This window comes from Micromonospora sp. NBC_00362 (genome assembly GCF_026342155.1).
Taxonomy (GTDB): domain Bacteria; phylum Actinomycetota; class Actinomycetes; order Mycobacteriales; family Micromonosporaceae; genus Micromonospora; species Micromonospora hortensis.
In genome coordinates, this window is the sequence record NZ_JAPENH010000001.1 from 5,541,903 (window position 1) to 5,559,005 (window position 17,103).

Sequence of the window (17,103 nt, forward strand, 5' to 3'; positions counted from 1 at the left end):
GACCCGGCGGGGCCGTCAGTCGTTGGCGTGCAGGGCGGCGTTCAGCTCGATGCCCCGGCCGGTGCGCGGCCGGGCCTCCAGCGCGCCGGTGACCGAGTTGCGCCAGAACAGCAGGCCGTCGACGCCGGACAGCTCCCGGCCCTTGACCACCCGGCCGTCGGGGAGCGTGATCTTCGACGCGGCGGTGATGTAGCAGCCGGCCTCGACCACGCAGTTGTCGCCGAGTGAGATCCCGACGCCGGCGTTCGCGCCGACCAGGCTCCGCTCACCAATGCTGATCTTGTCGGTGCCGCCGCCGGAGAGGGTGCCCATGATGGAGGCGCCGCCGCCGATGTCGGAGCCGTCGCCGACCAGCACACCCTGCACGATCCGCCCCTCGACCATCGAGGTGCCGACGGTGCCGGCGTTGAAGTTGACGAAGCCCTCGTGCATCACAGTGGTGCCGGCGGCCAGGTGCGCGCCGAGGCGCACCCGGTCGGCGTCGGCGATCCGCACACCGGAGGGCACCACGTAGTCGGTCATCCGGGGGAACTTGTCGACCCCGTACACCGCCAGGTGCCGGCCGGCGGCCCGCTCGATCACCCGCAGCTCGTCCACCCGCTCCGGGGGGCACGGCCCGGCGGACGTCCAGGCCACGTTTGCCAGCTTGCCGAAGATGCCGTCCAGGTTGAGCTGGTTGGGTCGCACCAGGCGGTGCGAGAGTAGGTGCAACCGGAGGTACGCGTCGGACGCGTCCTTGATCGGGTCGTCCAACGAACCGATCACGGTCACCACCTGCACGGTACGCAGGCCAGGCAGGGACCGGTCACCGAGCGCGGCCGGCGGCAGGTCGAGCACGTCCGCCTTGTCCTCGCCGGCGACCAGCGGCAGCTCGCCCAGGCCCAGCTTGCCGGTCGGGTACCAGGTATCGAGCACCTGCTCGTCGGCGGTGACCGTAGCCAGGCCGATGCCCCAGGCGGAATCTGCGGACGTCACTGTTACACCTCTCGGTCACGGCCGGGCTGACCTCGGCTCGCTCCTCGCGCTGACAGACCTGAAGGTACCGTGCGAACCATGGAGAACCCGCTGACCCCCGAGGTCCTCGCCGATCCGGTGCAGCTGACCCGCGCTCTGGTCGACATAGAGTCCGTGTCCCTCAACGAGAAGGCGATCGCCGACTGTGTCGAAGAGGTGCTGCGGGGCGTACCGCACCTGACCACCCACCGGCACGGCAACACGGTGATGGCGCGTACCGACCTCGGTCGGGCGCAGCGTGTCGTGCTTGCCGGGCACCTCGACACGGTGCCGTTGAACAACAACTTTCCGTCGACGATGCGCGGCGACCTGATGTACGGCTGCGGCACCTCCGACATGAAGTCCGGCACCGCGTACGCGCTGCACCTGGCGGTGACGCTGCCCGAGCCGCGCTACGACGTGACGTACTTCTTCTACGAGGCCGAGGAGATCGAGTCGCGGTACAACGGGCTCAACCTCGTCGCCCAGGCGCTCCCGGAGTGGTTGCGGGCGGACTTCGCGGTGCTGCTGGAGCCGACGTACGGCATCGTCGAGGCGGGCTGCCAGGGCACCATGCGCTCGGTGGTCACCACGACCGGCGTACGCGCCCACTCGGCGCGCTCCTGGCACGGGGTCAACGCCATCCACGCCGCCGGCGAGGTGCTGCGACGCCTCCAGACGTACGAGGCGCGCCGAGTCACCATTGACGGCTGCGACTACCGCGAGGGCATGAACGCGGTGCGGATCAACGGTGGGGTGGCCGGCAACGTGGTTCCCGACCTCTGTGAGGTCGAGGTCAACTACCGGTTCGCCCCGGACCGCACCCCGGCCGAGGCGGAGGCGCACCTGCGTGAGGTGTTCGCCGGCTTCGAGGTGACAGTCACCGACACGGCTGCCGGTGCCGCGCCCGGCCTCGACGCGGCACCCGCGAAGGAGTTCCTGGCGGCGGTCGGCGCCGCGCCGATCGGCAAGCTGGGCTGGACGGACGTGGCCCGGTTCGCGGCGATGGGCATCCCCGCGCTGAACTTCGGCCCGGGCGACCCGAACCTCGCCCACCACCCCGACGAGCACGTCGAGATCAGCAAGATCCGCGACGGTGCGGCAACCCTGCACCGCTGGCTGGCCCCGGCCTGACCCTGGTCGCCCCGTCACGTCCGGTCGCACCGGTGATCAAGAGGTTTGCGTCAGCCTGGCCCGTTGTCGGCGACGCAAACCTCTTGATCGGCTCCGGATGGGGTGGGGGAGACGGGGATTGGGTTCTGCTGGCGGATGCGGCGGCGTTCGGCCACCACGTCTCGGATCCGTCGCTGCATCTGGCGACGGATCCGGATCATCTCGCTGTTACTGATCACGCTGTCTCCTCCCCCGAAGGCGCGCGCCGGGGCATACCCGGTATGTGAATAGTAAGACGTACGGGAGCGCCGAATAGTTGCCCATGATCCCGAACAATTTCTCGGCGTCCCCGCCCCGCGCACCCGGCCGGTGCTGCTCCACTACGGTTGCCCCATGAGCCAGAGCAACGGGCGGGAGGCCGGTCGCGGTCCGGGACAGGAGCGGCATCGCGGTGCGGTCACCCTGCGCAGAGGGGCGATCCCGAGCAGCACCGCCGACCAGCGACTCCTGGATTCACGGGGGCGGGGTGACTGGAAGACCAAGGACGCCTGGCGCGCGCTGCGCATCCTCGCCGAGTTCGTCGAGGGTTTCGACACCCTCGCCGACGTGCCGTCAGCGGTCAGCGTCTTCGGCTCCGCGCGCAGCGCGCCGGACAGCGCCGAGTGCCAGTTGGCCGAGCAGTTGGGCGGTGCACTGGCCCGAGCCGGCTACGCGGTGATCACCGGAGGTGGGCCCGGCGTGATGGAGGCCGCCAACCGCGGCGCCAGCGAGGCCGGTGGGCTCTCCGTGGGGCTCGGCATCGAGCTTCCGTTCGAGCAGGGCATCAACGACTGGGTCGACCTGGCCATCGACTTCCGCTACTTCTTCGCCCGCAAGACGATGTTCGTCAAGTACGCCCAGGCGTTCGTCGTGCTGCCGGGCGGGTTCGGCACCATGGACGAGTTGTTCGAGGCGCTCACACTGGTGCAGACCGGCAAGGTCACCCGGTTCCCGGTGGTGCTCATGGGCGTCGCCTACTGGCAGGGCCTGCTGGACTGGCTGCGCGGCACGATGGCCGCCACCGGCAAGATCGGGCCGGTCGACCTGGACCTGATCTGCCTCACCGACGACGTCAGCGAGGCGGTCCGGTACATCGTCGAATCGGAGGCCGCGCTCTCCGCCGAGCAGGAGGCCGTTCGCGAGGAGGCTGTCGCGCGCACCGGCGCAGACCAGCAGGCCGCCGCCGAGCAGGCTCGGGACCACGACTGATGGCGGCGATCTGCGTCTTCTGTGCCTCCTCTCGTACCCTCGATCAGCGCTGGTTGGACCTGGCCGCCGAGACCGGCGCGGAGCTGGCCCGGCGCGGGCACACGCTGGTCAGCGGTGGTGGCTGCGTCGGCATGATGGGCGCGCTGGCGGACGGCGCCCGATCCGCCGGTGGGCGCACCGTCGGCGTGATCCCGCAGTCGCTGGTCGATCTGGAGGTCGCCGACCTGGCCTCGGACGAGCTGCTGGTGACCGACTCGATGGCCAGCCGCAAGACCTTGATGATCGACAAGTCGGATGCCTTCCTCACCCTGCCCGGCGGGCTGGGCACCCTGGACGAGTTGTTCGAGGTCTGGACCACCGCCACCCTCGCCCTGCACACCAAGCCGATGGTGCTGATCGACACCGACGGGTTCTACCGCCCCCTGCTGGACTGGCTCGACGCGCTGGCCGACCAGACCTTCCTCAAGCCCGCCGGCCGCGACCTCCTGACGGTCACCACCACCGTCACCGAGGCCCTCGACGTCCTGGAATCCCACCTGACCTGACCACCCCACCCCACCCCACCCCACCCCACCCCACCCCACCCCACCCCACCGCATCCCGGGCCGGTCCCGGCCCGCTCGCGGTGATCATGAAGTTAGCGACGTCGCTCTCGGCGTGTCGCGCCGCTAACTTCATGATCGACGGGGGTGGATGTTGGGGTGAGGGGGAGTGGGTGGGGACTGGGTGGTGTCGTATGGGTCTGATGGGATGAGCTGATGCAGGCGTACCGGTTGGTGCGGCGGCCCGAGAGGCCGGCGCGGGGGGACGGGGCGACGCCTGACACCGCCTCCGGGCCCGCCAGCGGCGGCACGTCCGGGGGCGGCGTCGGCACGTCGAGTCGGTCCGATGGTGTGGCCGGGCCCGAGCTGGTCGTCGGCGACGGCTGGCGGGCCGACCCGGTGCAGGCCGAGGTGGTCGGGCACACCGACGGGCCGATGCTCGTGCTCGGCGGCCCGGGCACCGGCAAGACCAGCACGCTGGTCGAGGCGGTCGCCGCCCGGGTGGCCGAGGGGGTCGACCCCGAACGGATCCTGGTGCTGACCTTCGGCCGCCGAGGCGCCACCGCGCTGCGACAGCGCATCGAGGCCCGGATCGCGCAGGACGGCCACCGGGTGCTGCGCGAGCCGTTGGTTCGCACCTTCCCGGCGTACGCCTTCGGGTTGCTCCGCCGCGCCGCCGCCGAGCGGGGTGAACCGTCGCCCCGGCTGCTCACCGGCCCCGAGCAGGATCTGATCATCCGTGAGCTGCTGGACGTGGTGGGCGAGGAGCCCGAGGACGACCCGGTCGGCTGGCCCACCGACCTGCGTCCCGCCCTGCGCACCCGGGCGTTCGCCGGCCAACTGCGCGACCTGCTCATGCGCGCCGCCGAGCGCGGCGTGGGCCCGATGGACCTGGCCCGGCTGGGTGAGAGGCTCGGTCGCGCCGACTGGCCGGCCGCCGCCCGCTTCCTGCGGGAGTACGTCGCAGTGCTCGCGCTGCGCGACGTCAGCAACCGGGGCTCCATCGCGTACGACCCGGCGGAGCTGGTCCGGGCAACCACCGGGCTGCTGCGCGACGACGAGGAGTTGCTGGCCGCCGAGCGTCGTCGGCTCGCGTACGTCTACCTCGACGAGTTGGCCGACACCGACCCCGCCCAACTGGAGCTGCTCTCGGTCATCGCCGGCGGTGGCAAGTCGCTTGTCGCGTTCGCCGACCCGGATTCCTCCACGTACGCCTTCCGGGGCGCCGACCCGGCCGGGGTGGCGACGTTCCCGCACCGGTTCCGGACGGCATCCGGCGCGCCGGCCGCGCAGGTGCTGCTGACCACGTCGTACCGGGCCGGGCCGGGTCTGCTCGCGGCGATCGCCCGGCTGGGTCGGCGGCTGCGGGGCCCGGCCGCGCACCGTCGGCTGCACCCCCTGCCGGACGCGCCGCCCGGCGTGGTCGAGGTGCACACCTTCCGCTCGGCGACCAGCGAGGCCGCCTGGCTGGCCCACGCGCTGCGCTCGGCCCACCTGCTCGACGGCGTGCCGTGGTCACGGATGGCGGTGCTGGTGCGGTCCACAGCGTTGCAGCTGCCCACCCTGCGACGGGCGCTGCACGCTGCCGGCGTACCCACTGTGGTGCACGGTGAGGATCTGCCCCTGCACCTGCAACCGGCGGTCGCGCCGCTGCTGCTCCTGCTGCGCTGCGCGCTGGAGCCGGAGAGACTCGACGAGGAGGCCGCCGTCGCGCTGCTGCACTCGCCGCTCGGCGGGGCCGACCCGCTGGCCGAGCGACGGCTGCGGCAGGGCCTGCGGGCGCTCGCCCTGGCCGGCGGTGACCGACGGCCCTCCGGGGAGCTGATCGTCGAGGCCCTGCAGGATCCGGAGGAGCTAGCCGGCATCGAGCGGCGCTGGGCGGAGCCGGCGCAGGCGGTGGCCGGGCTGCTGGCCATCGCCCGCGAAGCCGCCGCCCGGCCGGGTGCGACCGCCGAGGACGTGCTCTGGGCCGTCTGGCACGCCAGTGGTCTCGCCGAGCGGTGGGCCGGCGCGATCAACCAGGGGCGTCCGGAGGCCGGCGAGGGCGACCTGGCCCGGCGTCGACGGGCCGAGGCTGCCGACCGCGACCTGGACGCCGTGCTGGTCCTCTTCGACGCGGCGGCACGGTTCACCGACCGGCTGCCCGGCGCGCGTACCGAGGTCTTCCTCGACCACGTGCTCGCCCAGGACCTGCCGGCCGACACCATCGCCCCGACCGCCGACCGGGGTGCGGCGGTACGCCTGCTCACCGCGCACGCCGCGAAGGGCCTGGAATGGGACCTGGTGGCGGTGGCCGGTGTGCAGGAGGGCATCTGGCCGGACCTGCGGCTGCGCGGCAGCCTGCTGGGCTCCGAGCGCCTGGTCGACGTGCTGGCCGGCCGGTCGGTGGACGGGGCCACAGCGGCGAACGTGGTGGGTCAGACCTCGGCGTTGCTGGACGAGGAGCGTCGACTCTTCCACGTCGCCATCAGTCGGGCCCGGCACCGGCTGCTGGTCAGCGCCGTGGCGTCGGCCGCCGTCGGCGGCGACGACCACGAGGAGCAACCCAGCCGGTTCCTGCACGAGCTGGGCCCGAGCACACCGCCACCGACCCCGCCGAGCACGCCACCGAACCCGCCGAGCACGCCACCGACCCCGCCGAGCACGCCCGGCCCGCCGCCCGGTCCCCGCACCGAGCCGTCCTCCGGCGGCAACGGGGGCGCCGCGGCGAGTGAGACTGATGACGAGGAGCCGGGCCGTCCCGGAGCACTGCCGGTGACCCGTCCACCCCGGGCGCTCACCCTGCCGGCGTTGGTAGCGGAACTGCGTACCGCCATCACCGACCCGGCGGCTCCGGCGGCCCGGCGGCGCGCCGCGGCGGCCGAGCTGGCCCGGCTCGCCGCCGCCGGGGTGCCCGGCGCGCACCCCGACGACTGGTGGGGGTTGCGGGTGCTCTCCGACGACCGGCCGCTCGTCGACGACGGCGACGCGGTGCGGGTCACCCCGTCGGCCATGGAGAGTGCGCTGCGGTGCAGCCTGCGCTGGCTGCTGGAACGGCACGGCGGCAGCGGCCCGACCAGCACCGCGCAGGGGGTGGGCAACCTGGTGCACGCCGCCGCGATGCTCGCCGAGGACGCCAGCGCCGACCGGGGCGCGCTGCTCGACTACGTGGCCGCCCGGTTCGACGCGATCGAGCTGGCGGCCCGGTGGATGGCCGGGCCGGAGCGGGAACGCGCCGAGGCGATGGTCGACAAGCTGCTGCGTTGGCTGGCCACCAACCCGCGCAGGTTGCTCGCCATCGAGCACGAGTTCGCCGTGCGCCTGGACGACCCGAACCGGCCGATCGACCTGACCGGTCGGGTCGATCGGCTGGAGGTCGACGAGGCCGGGCGGCTCGTGGTGATCGACCTGAAGACCGGCAAGTCCACAGCTGTCACCGGCACCGACCTTGCCGAGCACCCGCAGCTCGGCGCCTACCAGGCGGCGGTGGAGGCGGGCGCGTTCGCCGAGTTCGGCGACGAGTCCGGGGGCGCCGCGCTGGTGCAGCTCGGGACCTCCGCCAAGGACGCCAGGGAGCAGAATCAGCCGGCCGCCAGCGAGGGTCCGGCGGCGGGTTGGGCGACCGCGCTGGTCCGGCGGACCGCCGATACGATGGCAGCCGCCACGTTCGCCGCGGTGGCCAACTCGAAGTGCCGGGTCTGCCCGGTGCGCACCAGCTGCCCGGTCTCCGGCCAGGGTCGTCAGGTCGTCGAGCCACCCACCGTCCGACGCGCAGGTGAGGGCGAGGAGTGAGCGTGCGAGCCCCGCAGTCACGAACTGAGATGGCACCCGTGAGGGCGAGGAGTGAGCTTGCGAGCCCCGCAGTCACGAACTGAGATGGCACCCGTGAGGGCGAGGAGTGAGCTTGCGAGCCCCGCAGTCACGAACTGAGATGGCACGGTGAGTCAGCCCACCCTGTTCGGCGCGGGCCCCGCGCCGACGCCCCGACTCGCGGACTCCGGCCCCCGCTACACACCGGTGGAGCTGGCCAAGCTGCTGCGGTTGCCGGCACCCACCCGGGAGCAGGCCGCGATCATCGCCGCCCCGGTGGAGCCGCTGCTGGTGGTCGCGGGCGCCGGGTCGGGCAAGACCGAGACGATGGCCGCGCGGGTGGTCTGGCTGGTGGCCAACTCGTACGTGCGGCCGGAGCAGATCCTCGGGCTGACCTTCACCCGCAAGGCGGCCGGCGAGCTGGCCCATCGGGTACGGACCCGGCTCGACCAGCTGATCCGTCGACTCGGTCGGCAGGGGCGGGACCCGCTGGACGATCCGCTCGCTGGTGAGCCCACCGTCTCCACCTACCACTCGTACGCGGGGCGGATCGTCACCGAGCATGGGCTGCGGGCCGGCTACGAGCCGTCCACCCGGCTGCTCACCGAGGCGTCCCGCTGGCAGTTGGTCGACCTGCTGGTGCGCAACTACGACGGCGACATGTCCGAGGTGGACCGGATGCCGAGCACCATCACCGACGCGGTGCTGGCGCTGGCCGGGGAGCTGGACGAGCATCTGGTCGCGCCGGACGACCTGGCGGCCTGGACCGGTCGGTTCTTCGCCGAGGTGCAGTCCCGGCCGGGTCGGGTGTACGCGGACGTGCGCAAGGCGCTCACCCTCCAGCAGACCCGGTTGCGCCTGTTGCCGCTGGTGCGGGCGTACGCCCGGCGCAAGGAGGACTTCGAGGCGATGGACTTCGCCGACCAGCTCGCCCGGGCGGCCCGGGTGGCCCGGGACCACCCGGGGGTCGGCGTGATCGAGCGGGACCGCTTCCGGGTGGTGCTGCTCGACGAGTACCAGGACACCAGCCATGCCCAGGTGGTGTTGCTCAACGCGCTGTTCGGTGGCGGGCACCCGGTGACCGCGGTGGGCGACCCGTGCCAGTCGATCTACGGCTGGCGGGGGGCCAGCGCGGGCACCCTGGACCGGTTCCCCACCGAGTTCGCCCGCGCCAACGGTGAACCGGCCCCGGCGCTGGGGCTCACCACGAGCTGGCGCAACCGCCCGGAGATCCTCCGGGTGGCGAACGCGCTCTCCACCCCGCTGCGGGCGGCGGGTGCCCGGGTGCCGGAGCTGCGCTCCGCGCTGACCGTCCGGGACCCGATCCCGCACCGCAGCCCGGGCGGCGCGGCCGGCGGCACCGTGCACTGCGCGATGCTGCCCACGTACGCCGACGAGGCCGACTGGATCGCCGACAGCGTGCTGGCCGCCTGGCGTGGGGCGGCCGGGATGCCGGGCGCGACCCCGGAACACATCCCGGTGGACCGCCGCCCGACGACCGCCGTGCTGGTCCGGGTGCGCAGCCAGATCCCGGCGATCGAGTCGGCGTTGCGCGAGCGGGGCCTACCGGTCGAGGTGGTCGGGCTGGGTGGCCTGCTGGACACTCCCGAGGTGCGCGACGTGGTCTGCACGCTGCGGGTCCTGGCCGACCCGACCGATGGCGCCGCGCTGCTGCGGTTGCTCACCGGTGCCCGTTGGCGGATCGGGCCACGTGACCTGGTGGCGTTGCACCGACGAGCGCGGGCCATCGCGAACGCCCGGCGACAGGTGGCCGCCGACGAGGCCTCGGAGATCAGCCCCGACCTGTTGGACGAGGCGACCCTGGTGGAGGCGTTGGCCGACCTCGGGCCGGCGCAGGCGTACTCGGCGGAGGGGTTCGCGCGGCTGCGCGCGTACGGCCGGGAACTGGCGCTGCTGCGCTACCGGCTGGACCAGGCGCTGCCGGACCTGATCGCGGACATCGAGCGGACCATCGGCCTGGACGTGGAGGTCGCGGTGCGGGCCGGCCGGGACGGCGCCGGCGACGCGGGCCTGGCCCGGGGGCATCTGGACGCGCTCGGCGACGTGGCGGCCCGGTTCAGCGGGGAGACGCCCGGCGCGACACTGTCCGGCTTCCTGTCCTACCTGGCCGCCGCCGAGGACGAGGAGCGCGGTCTGGCGCCGGGCGAGGTCGAGGTGGTGGAGGGCGCGGTGCAGGTGGTCACCGCGCATGCCGCCAAGGGCCTGGAGTGGGACGTCGTCGCGGTGGCCGGGCTCAGTCGTGGTCTGTGGCCGGGGCCGGTGCGCAACTCCGACCACTGGCTGGGTGGGCTGGGCGTGCTGCCGTTCCCGCTGCGCGGCGACGCCGACGGGCTGCCCGAGTTGGCACTCGACGAGGCGGGGGACCAGCGGGCCGTGGCGCGGGCGGTGACCGACTTCACCGACGCGTGGCGGGCCCACGACGAGCGGGAGGAACGCCGGCTGACGTATGTGGCGGTCACCCGGCCGCGTCGGCTGCTGCTCTGCTCCGGTTACTGGTGGGGGGAGGGCACGAAGCGACCGCGAGGTCCGTCGGTCTTCCTGCGTGAGGTGTACGACGCCTGCCTCGACGGCGGGCCGGGGCACCTGATCGACGCGTGGGCGCCGGAGCCGACTCCCGACGCGACGAACCCCACTGCCGAGGTGGTGCTCCGCGCGGAGTGGCCGGCCGACCCGCTGGGCGGTCGACGGCCGGCGTTGGCCGAGGCGGCCGGGCTGGTGCGTCGCCTGATGGCCGACGGCCCGACGGCGGCGCTCCCCGGGCCGGTCGGGCCGGTGCTCGCCGGGCCGGTCGGGTCGGTGTCGCCGGTCGGGTCGGAGGTCGGGCCGGTGTTTGCCGGGCCGGTGCCGTCGGTCAAGGCCGAGCCGGTCGAGCCGGAGGTGGATCCGGAGGTGGCGCGCTGGCAGCGCGAGGCGGACCTGCTGTTGGCGGAGCGCGCCGAGCTGACCCGGCTCTCCGGTGCGGTCGAGGTGGCGCTGCCCGGGGCGCTGAGCGTCACCCAACTGGTCGCGCTGCGGCGCGATCCGGCGGCGCTGGCCCGTACGCTGCGTCGCCCGGTGCCGGCCGAACCCAACCCGTACGCCCGTCGAGGCACCGCCTTCCACGCCTGGCTGGAGCAGCGCTTCGGCGCCGACCGCCTGTTGGACCTGGACGAGCTGCCCGGAGCGGCCGACGCCGATGCCGCACCCGACGAGGCGCTGATCGAGCTTCAGGAGCGGTTCCTGGCCAGCGAGTGGGCCGACCGGTCACCGGTGGAGGTGGAGGTGCCCTTCGCCACTGTGATCGCCGGAGTGGTGGTGCGGGGCCGGATGGACGCGGTCTTCGCCCGGCCGGGTGGCCGGTTCGACGTGGTCGACTGGAAGACCGGCGCGCAGCCCACCGGGCCGGCGGCCGACGTGGCCGCCGTGCAGCTGGCGGTGTACCGGCTGGCCTGGGCGGAGTTGGCCGGCGTGCCGGTCGATCGGGTGGGCGCGGCGTTCCACTACGTCCGCCATGGGGTGACCGTACGGCCCGCCGACCTGCTGGATGTGACGGGCCTCACGGCCATGATCGCCCAGTTGCCCGAGGATTCTGCCCAACATTGACCATGGCGGGGAAAACCGTGGTAGGTTGACCGGGTTGCAGTTTTGGTTACCAGAGACTCTGTGTGCGCCTGGCGGGATTGTGGCCCCAGGCGCTCTTTGTTGTGTCCGGAGTTCTCCGGGCGGGGCGACCAGAAGCGACAGGCGATTCGCGCATCCCCGCGCGGAGCGCTCCTCTTCGGGCACGCAACAAGTGCGCGTCCGACGTTCCGTCAAGGAGACGAAACACATGGCTATTGGCACCGTGAAGTGGTTCAACGCTGACAAGGGCTTCGGCTTCATCACCCCCGACGGCGGCGGCGCCGACGTTTTCGCCCACTTCTCGGCGATCCAGTCCTCCGGCTACCGGAGCCTGGACGAGAACCAGCGGGTCGAGTTCGAGGTGACCCAGGGCCAGAAGGGCCCGCAGGCGGAGAACATCCGCCCGCTCTGATCTTCGGATCGGTCAGCATTACCTGTCGCGCCCTCCGGGTGTGACGGTGACGGGACCGGCCCGCCCCGCTGCCACCTGCCTACGCAGGCGGCGGCCCGGCGGCGGGCCGGCCTGTACTCCCTTTCGGTTCGTGCTTGTGAGTCCTGGCTGCCTTGCGCCGCCGGTTGACAGCGCCGACTTCGGCGCCCTCCCTCGACACGTGCCGCGTCGAGGAAGGCTTTCGCATGACCACAGTTATTCCGTCGTTCGCTCATACCGGTCTGGCACCGGCGCTGCTCACCGCGCTGACCGCGCAGGGCATCACCGAGCCGTTCCCGATCCAGACGGCGACGCTGCCCGACTCGCTCGCCGGCCGGGACGTGCTGGGCCGCGGTCGTACCGGCTCCGGCAAGACTCTCGCCTTCGGGCTTCCGCTGCTGTCCCGCACCGCCGGCCGTAAGGCCCGGCCGGGTCGCCCGCTGGCCCTGGTGCTGGTGCCGACCCGCGAGCTGGCTCAGCAGGTCACCACCGCGCTGGCCCCGTACGCCCGCGCCGTCGGGCTGCGCTGCGCCACTGTGGTCGGCGGCCTGTCGTTGCAGCGGCAGGCGGACGCCCTGCGCGCCGGCACCGAGGTTGTCGTCGCCACCCCCGGTCGGCTGCACGACCTGATCAACCGTGGCGACGCCCGGCTCGACCAGGTCGAGATCACAGTGCTCGACGAGGCCGACCAGATGGCCGACATGGGCTTTCTGCCGCAGGTCACCAAGCTGCTGGAGCAGGTCGCGCCGCAGGGGCAGCGGATGCTCTTCTCCGCGACCCTGGACGGCGGCGTGGACCGGCTGGTCCGCCGTTTCCTGAGCAACCCGGTCACCCACTCGGTCGACCCGGGCACCGCGACGGTCACCGCTATGACCCACCACGTGCTGCACGTCGACGCTGCGGACAAGCCCGACGCGTTGACCCGGATCGCCGCCCGTGAGGGCCGCACCATCCTGTTCATGGGTACCAAGCACCGCGCCGACCGGCTGGCCCGCCAACTGCTCTCCAAGGGCGTACGCGCGGCAGCGCTGCACGGCGGCAAGTCCCAGCCGCAGCGCACCCGGATCCTGGAGCAGTTCCGCAACGGTCAGGTGACCGCCCTGGTCGCCACCGACGTGGCGGCCCGTGGCATCCACGTGGACGGCCTGGACATGGTGGTCAACGTGGACCCGCCGACCGAGGCGAAGGACTACCTGCACCGGGGCGGCCGTACCGCCCGGGCCGGCGAGTCCGGTTCCGTGGTCACCCTGGTCCTGCCGGAGCAGCGCCGGGACGTGTCCCGGCTGATGGCCACCGCCGGTATCCGGCCCGAGTCGGTCCAGGTCCGCGCGGGTGACGGATCGCTGGCCCGGGTGACCGGCGCTCGCGAGCCGTCCGGCGTGCCGGTGACCATCGTCGCTCCGCCGGCGCCCGTCTCTCGGGCCCGTACCTCCGGCGGCTCGGCCGCCGATGGTGGCGCCCGTCCGGCGCACCGCGCGTCGGGCCGGTCCCGTCGGCCGCGTCGTCCCCGTACCGTCTGATCTTCTGCGCGTCGACCGACCCGTCCCGCTTCGGCGGGGCGGGTCGGTTTTGTCTGCGCGGTGTTCCGGGCCGGTCGGCTGTCCGTGCGGCCCGACCGGTCAGCCGACCGCGCCGTGCGGCCCGCTCTGCTGAGTCGGTAATCAGCCTTCGCTGGGTCGGCTGGCCGACTGCGCCCCGGCCGGACGTGGTCGAGGCTGACCGACGGGGGATGTCGGGCGGGGGGCCCGGCACGGGAGGGGTGACCATGGCGGGCGAAGCCGGCTCGGGCGCACTGCGTGAACTGATCCTGGTGGTCGCGGTCGCGCTCGCTGGGTTGTTGCTCGCCATGGTCGCGGCCTTCGCGCCCTGGCATGCCACCCCGGCGGGTAACGCTCCCGCCGGTCTGGTGGAGCTGCACAGTCCCGGCGACCCGGGCCTCGCCCCGGCGACCGCGCACGTGGGCTGAGCAGCGACCGGCCTACCGGTGCCGGCGGAGGGGCAGGCCCGGTCAGGATCGGTGCGAGATGTGGTCGGGTCGGCGGGGCACCGGCCCGGCCACATCGCCTCACGCCCCCGCAGCCCCCTCCCGATGCGCCGATCTTGCACTTTCGGACGCGGATATGATCGAAATGTCTCTTATGCGGGGACAGTAAGTGCAAGATCGCGGAGCTCGGGGTGTGACCGGGACTCACCTTGTGGTGGGGGCGTGGGTGAGCAGGTCGGTCAGGGTGGTGCTGTCGACCACGGTGGCGATCGCCCCGTGTACCGCCAGCCAGACGTCGGTGAGCCCGGCGGCCACTCCGTGATAGCCGGCCCGCTCGGCCGGCAGGCCGCGCACCGTGGTGAGCGAGCCGCCGACCGCACGCAGCACGTCTCCGACGGTGATCTCGTCGGCTGGGCGGGTCAGCGCGTACCCGCCGTCGGCGCCACGATGGCTGTGCAGCAGACCGGCCCGGCGCAGGTCGAGCAGGATGCCCTGCAGGAAGCTGAGCGGGATGTCCTGCACCTCGGCCAGGCTGGCCGCCTTCACCAACTCCCCGACCCGGTCGCCGTCGCCGCCACCACCGGCGGCAGCGACGGCGAGCATCGCCCGGAGCGCGTAGTCGCTGCGCGCGGAGACGAACACGTCACTGACCGGCCTGGTCCAGTACGCCCCAGCGGCGCCTGATCGCCTTGTCCGCAGCGCCGAACGCGGCGTCCACGACGAGGCCGACGACCAGGATGACGATCATCGTGGAGAGCAGCCAGGGTGAGTCGGACAACTCGCGGGAGTAGGTGAGCTGGGCGCCGAGCGAGGTCTGCGAGATGCCGACCACGAGCAGCTCACCCGCCATCAGGCTGCGCCAGGAGAACGCCCAGCCCTGCTTGAGGCCGGCGACGATCGCCGGAAGGGCGGCCGGTGCGATGACGTAACGGTAGAGGTTGAGCCCTCGGGCGCCCAGGTTGCGGCCCGCACGTAGCAGCAGCGGCGGCACGTAGTCCACTCCGGAGATCACCCCGTTGGCAATGGACGGTGCCGCGCCGAGCACCACCACGAAGAAGATCGCCTTCTCGCTCAGCTCGAAGAGCAGGATGGCCAGCGGGAACCAGGCGATCGACGGCATGGTCTGCAACGCGGTGATCATCGAGCCGATGGCGGCGCGCAGCACCGTGGACCGGGCTACCGCGAGGCCCAGCAGCAGGCCCACGGCTACCGAGAAGACGTACCCGACGGCGGCCCGGCGCAACGTGGTGGCTATGCCTTCCCAGAGCTGCGGGCCCTGGGCCTGGGTCAGCAACTCGCGGCCGACCTCCAGCGGCCCCGGCAACGAGTAAGGCGGCTTCCAACCCGTCCAGACCACGAACTGCCAGGCGGCGATGGTGATGGCCAGGGCGGCGAGCTTGGGCCAGGTGGCCGCCCAGATCCGGGCGCCCCGGGAGACCTCCTTGTCCCGACCGGCGATCTCCAGCGCGTCGAGGCCGGTGATCTCCGCGTCGGTACGCGCCGAACTGGTCAGGGTGTCACTGGCCATGGCGGCCCACCTCCGTACGGAGCCGCTCGGTGACCTCGGCGGCGATGGCGGCGACCTCGGGGGAGTCGATCCGGCGAGGGCGCGGGATGTTCACCTCGGTGGAGTAGATGATCCGGCCGGGTCGGCTGGAGAGCAGGATGATCCGGTCGGCCAGCCGGGCCGCCTCGCGGACGTTGTGCGTCACGAAGAGCACCGAGAGTTTGCGCTCGGACCAGATCCGTTCCAGCTCGTCGTGCAGGATGTCCCGGGTCATCGCGTCCAGCGCGCCGAACGGCTCGTCCATCAGCAGCACCGGAGTGTCCAGGGCCAGCGTGCGGGCGAGCGCGACCCGCTGCCGCATTCCGCCGGAGAGCTCGTGCGGGCGCTTGCGGCCGAAGTCGGCAAGGTGCACCGTCCGCAGCAGCTCGGCCACCCGCTCACGGCGTTGGGCCCGGGGGAGCCGACGCAGCTTGAGCGGCACCTCCACGTTGGCGTCGACGGTCAGCCACGGAAAAAGCGCCGGCTCCTGGAACATCAGGCCCGGGTTGGCGTCGCCGGCCAGGGTGATCTGCCCACCGCTGACCCGGTCCAGCCCGGCCACCAGGTTGAGCAGGGTGCTCTTGCCGCAGCCGGACGCGCCGACCAGGCAGACGAACTCGCCGGGCGCGACGTTCAGCGACACACCGTCCAGGGCCAGGACGGCGTTCGCCCCGCGCCCGTACACCTTGGTCACACCGGAGAGCGCGACCGCTGTGGTCGCGCTCCGCGGCGTCGTCGTCGACGTCATGGCTGGACGACCTCGGACTTGCCCTGCGCCTTGAGCGCGTTGTTGAGGTACTTCAGGTCGTACAGGCCCTTGAGGTCCACCGGCTCGGTCAGGTCCACGTCGACGGCGTGGTCGAGCCCTGCCTTCAGGGAGGACGAGATCGGGTCGTTGGTGAACTCCAACGTCGGCCACGCCTGCTTGATCAGCTTCAGGTCCAGCGGCTTTCCGGTGATCTTGCCGATGGCGTCGGAGATGGCCTGCTGCGCCTCCTCCGGTTTGGTGTTGACGAACTCGTTGGCGGCCACCTGACCGTCGACCAGCCTCTGCACCACGTCCGGGTGCGCCTTGAGGAACTTGGTGCTGACCAGCAGGTTGGTGATGACGAACTTCTTGTCCGGCCACAGGTCGCGCTCGTCGACGAGCACCTTGCCGCCAGCGTTGATCAGGCGGGAGACGAACGGCTCGGGCACCCAGGCACCGTCGATCGCGCCGCTGTTGAACGTCTCGATGGTCTGGGCGTTTTCCTGCGGCACGATCTTGACGTCGCCTCCACCTTCCTTGGTGGTGGTGAGGCCCTGCTGCTTGAGCCAGTAACGGATCGCCACGTCCTGGGTGTTGCCCAGCTGCGGGGTGGCGATCTTCTTGCCCTTCAGGTCCTGCGCCCCGGTGATGCCGGGCTTGACGACCAGTGCCACGCCGCCGGAGGCCGCGCCGGAGATGACCCGGACGGCTTCGCCCTTTGACTTGGAGAAGGCGTTCACCGTCGGGTTCGGACCGATGTAGGTGGCGTCCAGCGCGCCGGAGAAGACCGCCTCGATGGCGGCCGGACCGGCGTTGAAGGTCTTCGGGTCCAGCTTGACGTCGGTGCCGAGCTTCTCCGCGAAGATGCCCTTCTCCACGCCGACGACCGCCGGCGCGTGGGTGATGTTGGGGAAGTAGCCGAGGCGCAGCGTCACCGGGCCGGAGCTGCCGCCCGCGCCATCGCTGTCGTCGCCGCACGCGGCGGTGCTGCCCAGGGTCGCCGCGCCGAGGGCGGCGAGGGTGGCCAGGGTGACCAACCGGCGCAGGGGGAGCCGTCTCATCGTCCATCCAATCCGCAGTATTCCTACT

General features: G+C 72.5%; 13 protein-coding genes. 8 read left to right on the plus strand and 5 right to left on the minus strand.

All coding sequences use genetic code 11. The features are described 5' to 3' along the window. Positions 1–15: 15 nt before the first annotated feature. The gene (gene dapD, locus OG992_RS25570) at positions 16–975 is read right to left on the minus strand and encodes a 2,3,4,5-tetrahydropyridine-2,6-dicarboxylate N-succinyltransferase (RefSeq protein WP_266304475.1); all 960 of its coding nucleotides are present in this window, start codon (positions 973–975) and stop codon (positions 16–18) included. Positions 976–1,053: 78 nt separating this feature from the next. On the opposite strand from dapD, the gene dapE reads away from it, so the two are divergent. From dapE to OG992_RS25610, 8 genes are all read left to right on the plus strand, one after another. After that, entirely contained in the window at positions 1,054–2,127 is a 1,074-nt protein-coding gene (gene dapE, locus OG992_RS25575) for a succinyl-diaminopimelate desuccinylase (RefSeq protein ID WP_266304476.1), read from the plus strand. Positions 2,128–2,499: 372 nt separating this feature from the next. Beyond that, complete coding sequence (locus OG992_RS25580; RefSeq protein ID WP_238686737.1) at positions 2,500–3,354, plus strand: TIGR00730 family Rossman fold protein; 855 nt, start codon at positions 2,500–2,502, stop codon at positions 3,352–3,354. After that, positions 3,354–3,899 carry a TIGR00730 family Rossman fold protein gene (locus OG992_RS25585; protein ID WP_112675715.1) on the plus strand — a complete coding sequence of 182 codons (546 nt, stop codon included), beginning with the start codon at positions 3,354–3,356 and terminating at the stop codon, positions 3,897–3,899. The genes OG992_RS25580 and OG992_RS25585 overlap by 1 nt, the downstream gene beginning before the upstream one ends. 213 nt (positions 3,900–4,112) lie before the next feature. Continuing rightward, the gene (locus OG992_RS25590) at positions 4,113–7,667 is read left to right on the plus strand and encodes an ATP-dependent DNA helicase (protein ID WP_266304477.1); all 3,555 of its coding nucleotides are present in this window, start codon (positions 4,113–4,115) and stop codon (positions 7,665–7,667) included. 147 nt (positions 7,668–7,814) lie between these two features. After that, complete coding sequence (locus OG992_RS25595) at positions 7,815–11,288, plus strand: ATP-dependent helicase (protein WP_266304478.1); 3,474 nt, start codon at positions 7,815–7,817, stop codon at positions 11,286–11,288. Between the two features lie 226 nt (positions 11,289–11,514). Next, positions 11,515–11,718 (plus strand): cold-shock protein, encoded by a 204-nt coding sequence (locus OG992_RS25600; protein WP_007464836.1) that lies wholly within the window; start codon positions 11,515–11,517, stop codon positions 11,716–11,718. Between the two features lie 224 nt (positions 11,719–11,942). Continuing rightward, positions 11,943–13,256, plus strand: a complete 1,314-nt coding sequence (locus OG992_RS25605; RefSeq protein ID WP_238687470.1) for a DEAD/DEAH box helicase — start codon at positions 11,943–11,945, stop codon at positions 13,254–13,256. Positions 13,257–13,501: 245 nt separating this feature from the next. Next, positions 13,502–13,702, plus strand: a complete 201-nt coding sequence (locus OG992_RS25610) for a hypothetical protein (protein WP_238687469.1) — start codon at positions 13,502–13,504, stop codon at positions 13,700–13,702. 222 nt (positions 13,703–13,924) lie between these two features. On the opposite strand, the gene OG992_RS25615 is transcribed toward OG992_RS25610, so the two are convergent. Genes OG992_RS25615 through OG992_RS25630 form a run of 4 tightly spaced genes read right to left on the minus strand, consistent with a single transcriptional unit; the run spans position 13,925 to position 17,075 of the window. Next, complete coding sequence (locus tag OG992_RS25615; RefSeq protein ID WP_238687468.1) at positions 13,925–14,362, minus strand: Rrf2 family transcriptional regulator; 438 nt, start codon at positions 14,360–14,362, stop codon at positions 13,925–13,927. A 1-nt stretch (position 14,363) separates the two neighbouring features. After that, positions 14,364–15,248, minus strand: coding sequence for an ABC transporter permease (locus OG992_RS25620; RefSeq protein ID WP_266304479.1), 885 nt, complete (start codon positions 15,246–15,248; stop codon positions 14,364–14,366). Then, complete coding sequence (locus OG992_RS25625; protein ID WP_266304480.1) at positions 15,238–16,014, minus strand: ABC transporter ATP-binding protein; 777 nt, start codon at positions 16,012–16,014, stop codon at positions 15,238–15,240. Before OG992_RS25625 ends, OG992_RS25620 begins: the two co-directional genes overlap by 11 nt. Beyond that, positions 16,011–17,075, minus strand: a complete 1,065-nt coding sequence (locus tag OG992_RS25630; RefSeq protein ID WP_266304481.1) for an ABC transporter substrate-binding protein — start codon at positions 17,073–17,075, stop codon at positions 16,011–16,013. The genes OG992_RS25625 and OG992_RS25630 overlap by 4 nt, the downstream gene beginning before the upstream one ends. Between the last annotated feature and the right edge of the window lie 28 nt (positions 17,076–17,103).

Coding starts and splice junctions, on each gene's coding strand:
- dapE (WP_266304476.1), top strand. CDS start 1,054: ATGGAGAACCCGCTGACCCCCGAGGTCCTCGCCGATCCGGTGCAGCTG.
- OG992_RS25580 (WP_238686737.1), top strand. CDS start 2,500: ATGAGCCAGAGCAACGGGCGGGAGGCCGGTCGCGGTCCGGGACAGGAG.
- OG992_RS25585 (WP_112675715.1), top strand. CDS start 3,354: ATGGCGGCGATCTGCGTCTTCTGTGCCTCCTCTCGTACCCTCGATCAG.
- OG992_RS25590 (WP_266304477.1), top strand. CDS start 4,113: ATGCAGGCGTACCGGTTGGTGCGGCGGCCCGAGAGGCCGGCGCGGGGG.
- OG992_RS25600 (WP_007464836.1), top strand. CDS start 11,515: ATGGCTATTGGCACCGTGAAGTGGTTCAACGCTGACAAGGGCTTCGGC.
- OG992_RS25605 (WP_238687470.1), top strand. CDS start 11,943: ATGACCACAGTTATTCCGTCGTTCGCTCATACCGGTCTGGCACCGGCG.
- OG992_RS25610 (WP_238687469.1), top strand. CDS start 13,502: ATGGCGGGCGAAGCCGGCTCGGGCGCACTGCGTGAACTGATCCTGGTG.
- OG992_RS25620 (WP_266304479.1), bottom strand. CDS start 15,248: ATGGCCAGTGACACCCTGACCAGTTCGGCGCGTACCGACGCGGAGATC.
- OG992_RS25625 (WP_266304480.1), bottom strand. CDS start 16,014: ATGACGTCGACGACGACGCCGCGGAGCGCGACCACAGCGGTCGCGCTC.
- OG992_RS25630 (WP_266304481.1), bottom strand. CDS start 17,075: ATGAGACGGCTCCCCCTGCGCCGGTTGGTCACCCTGGCCACCCTCGCC.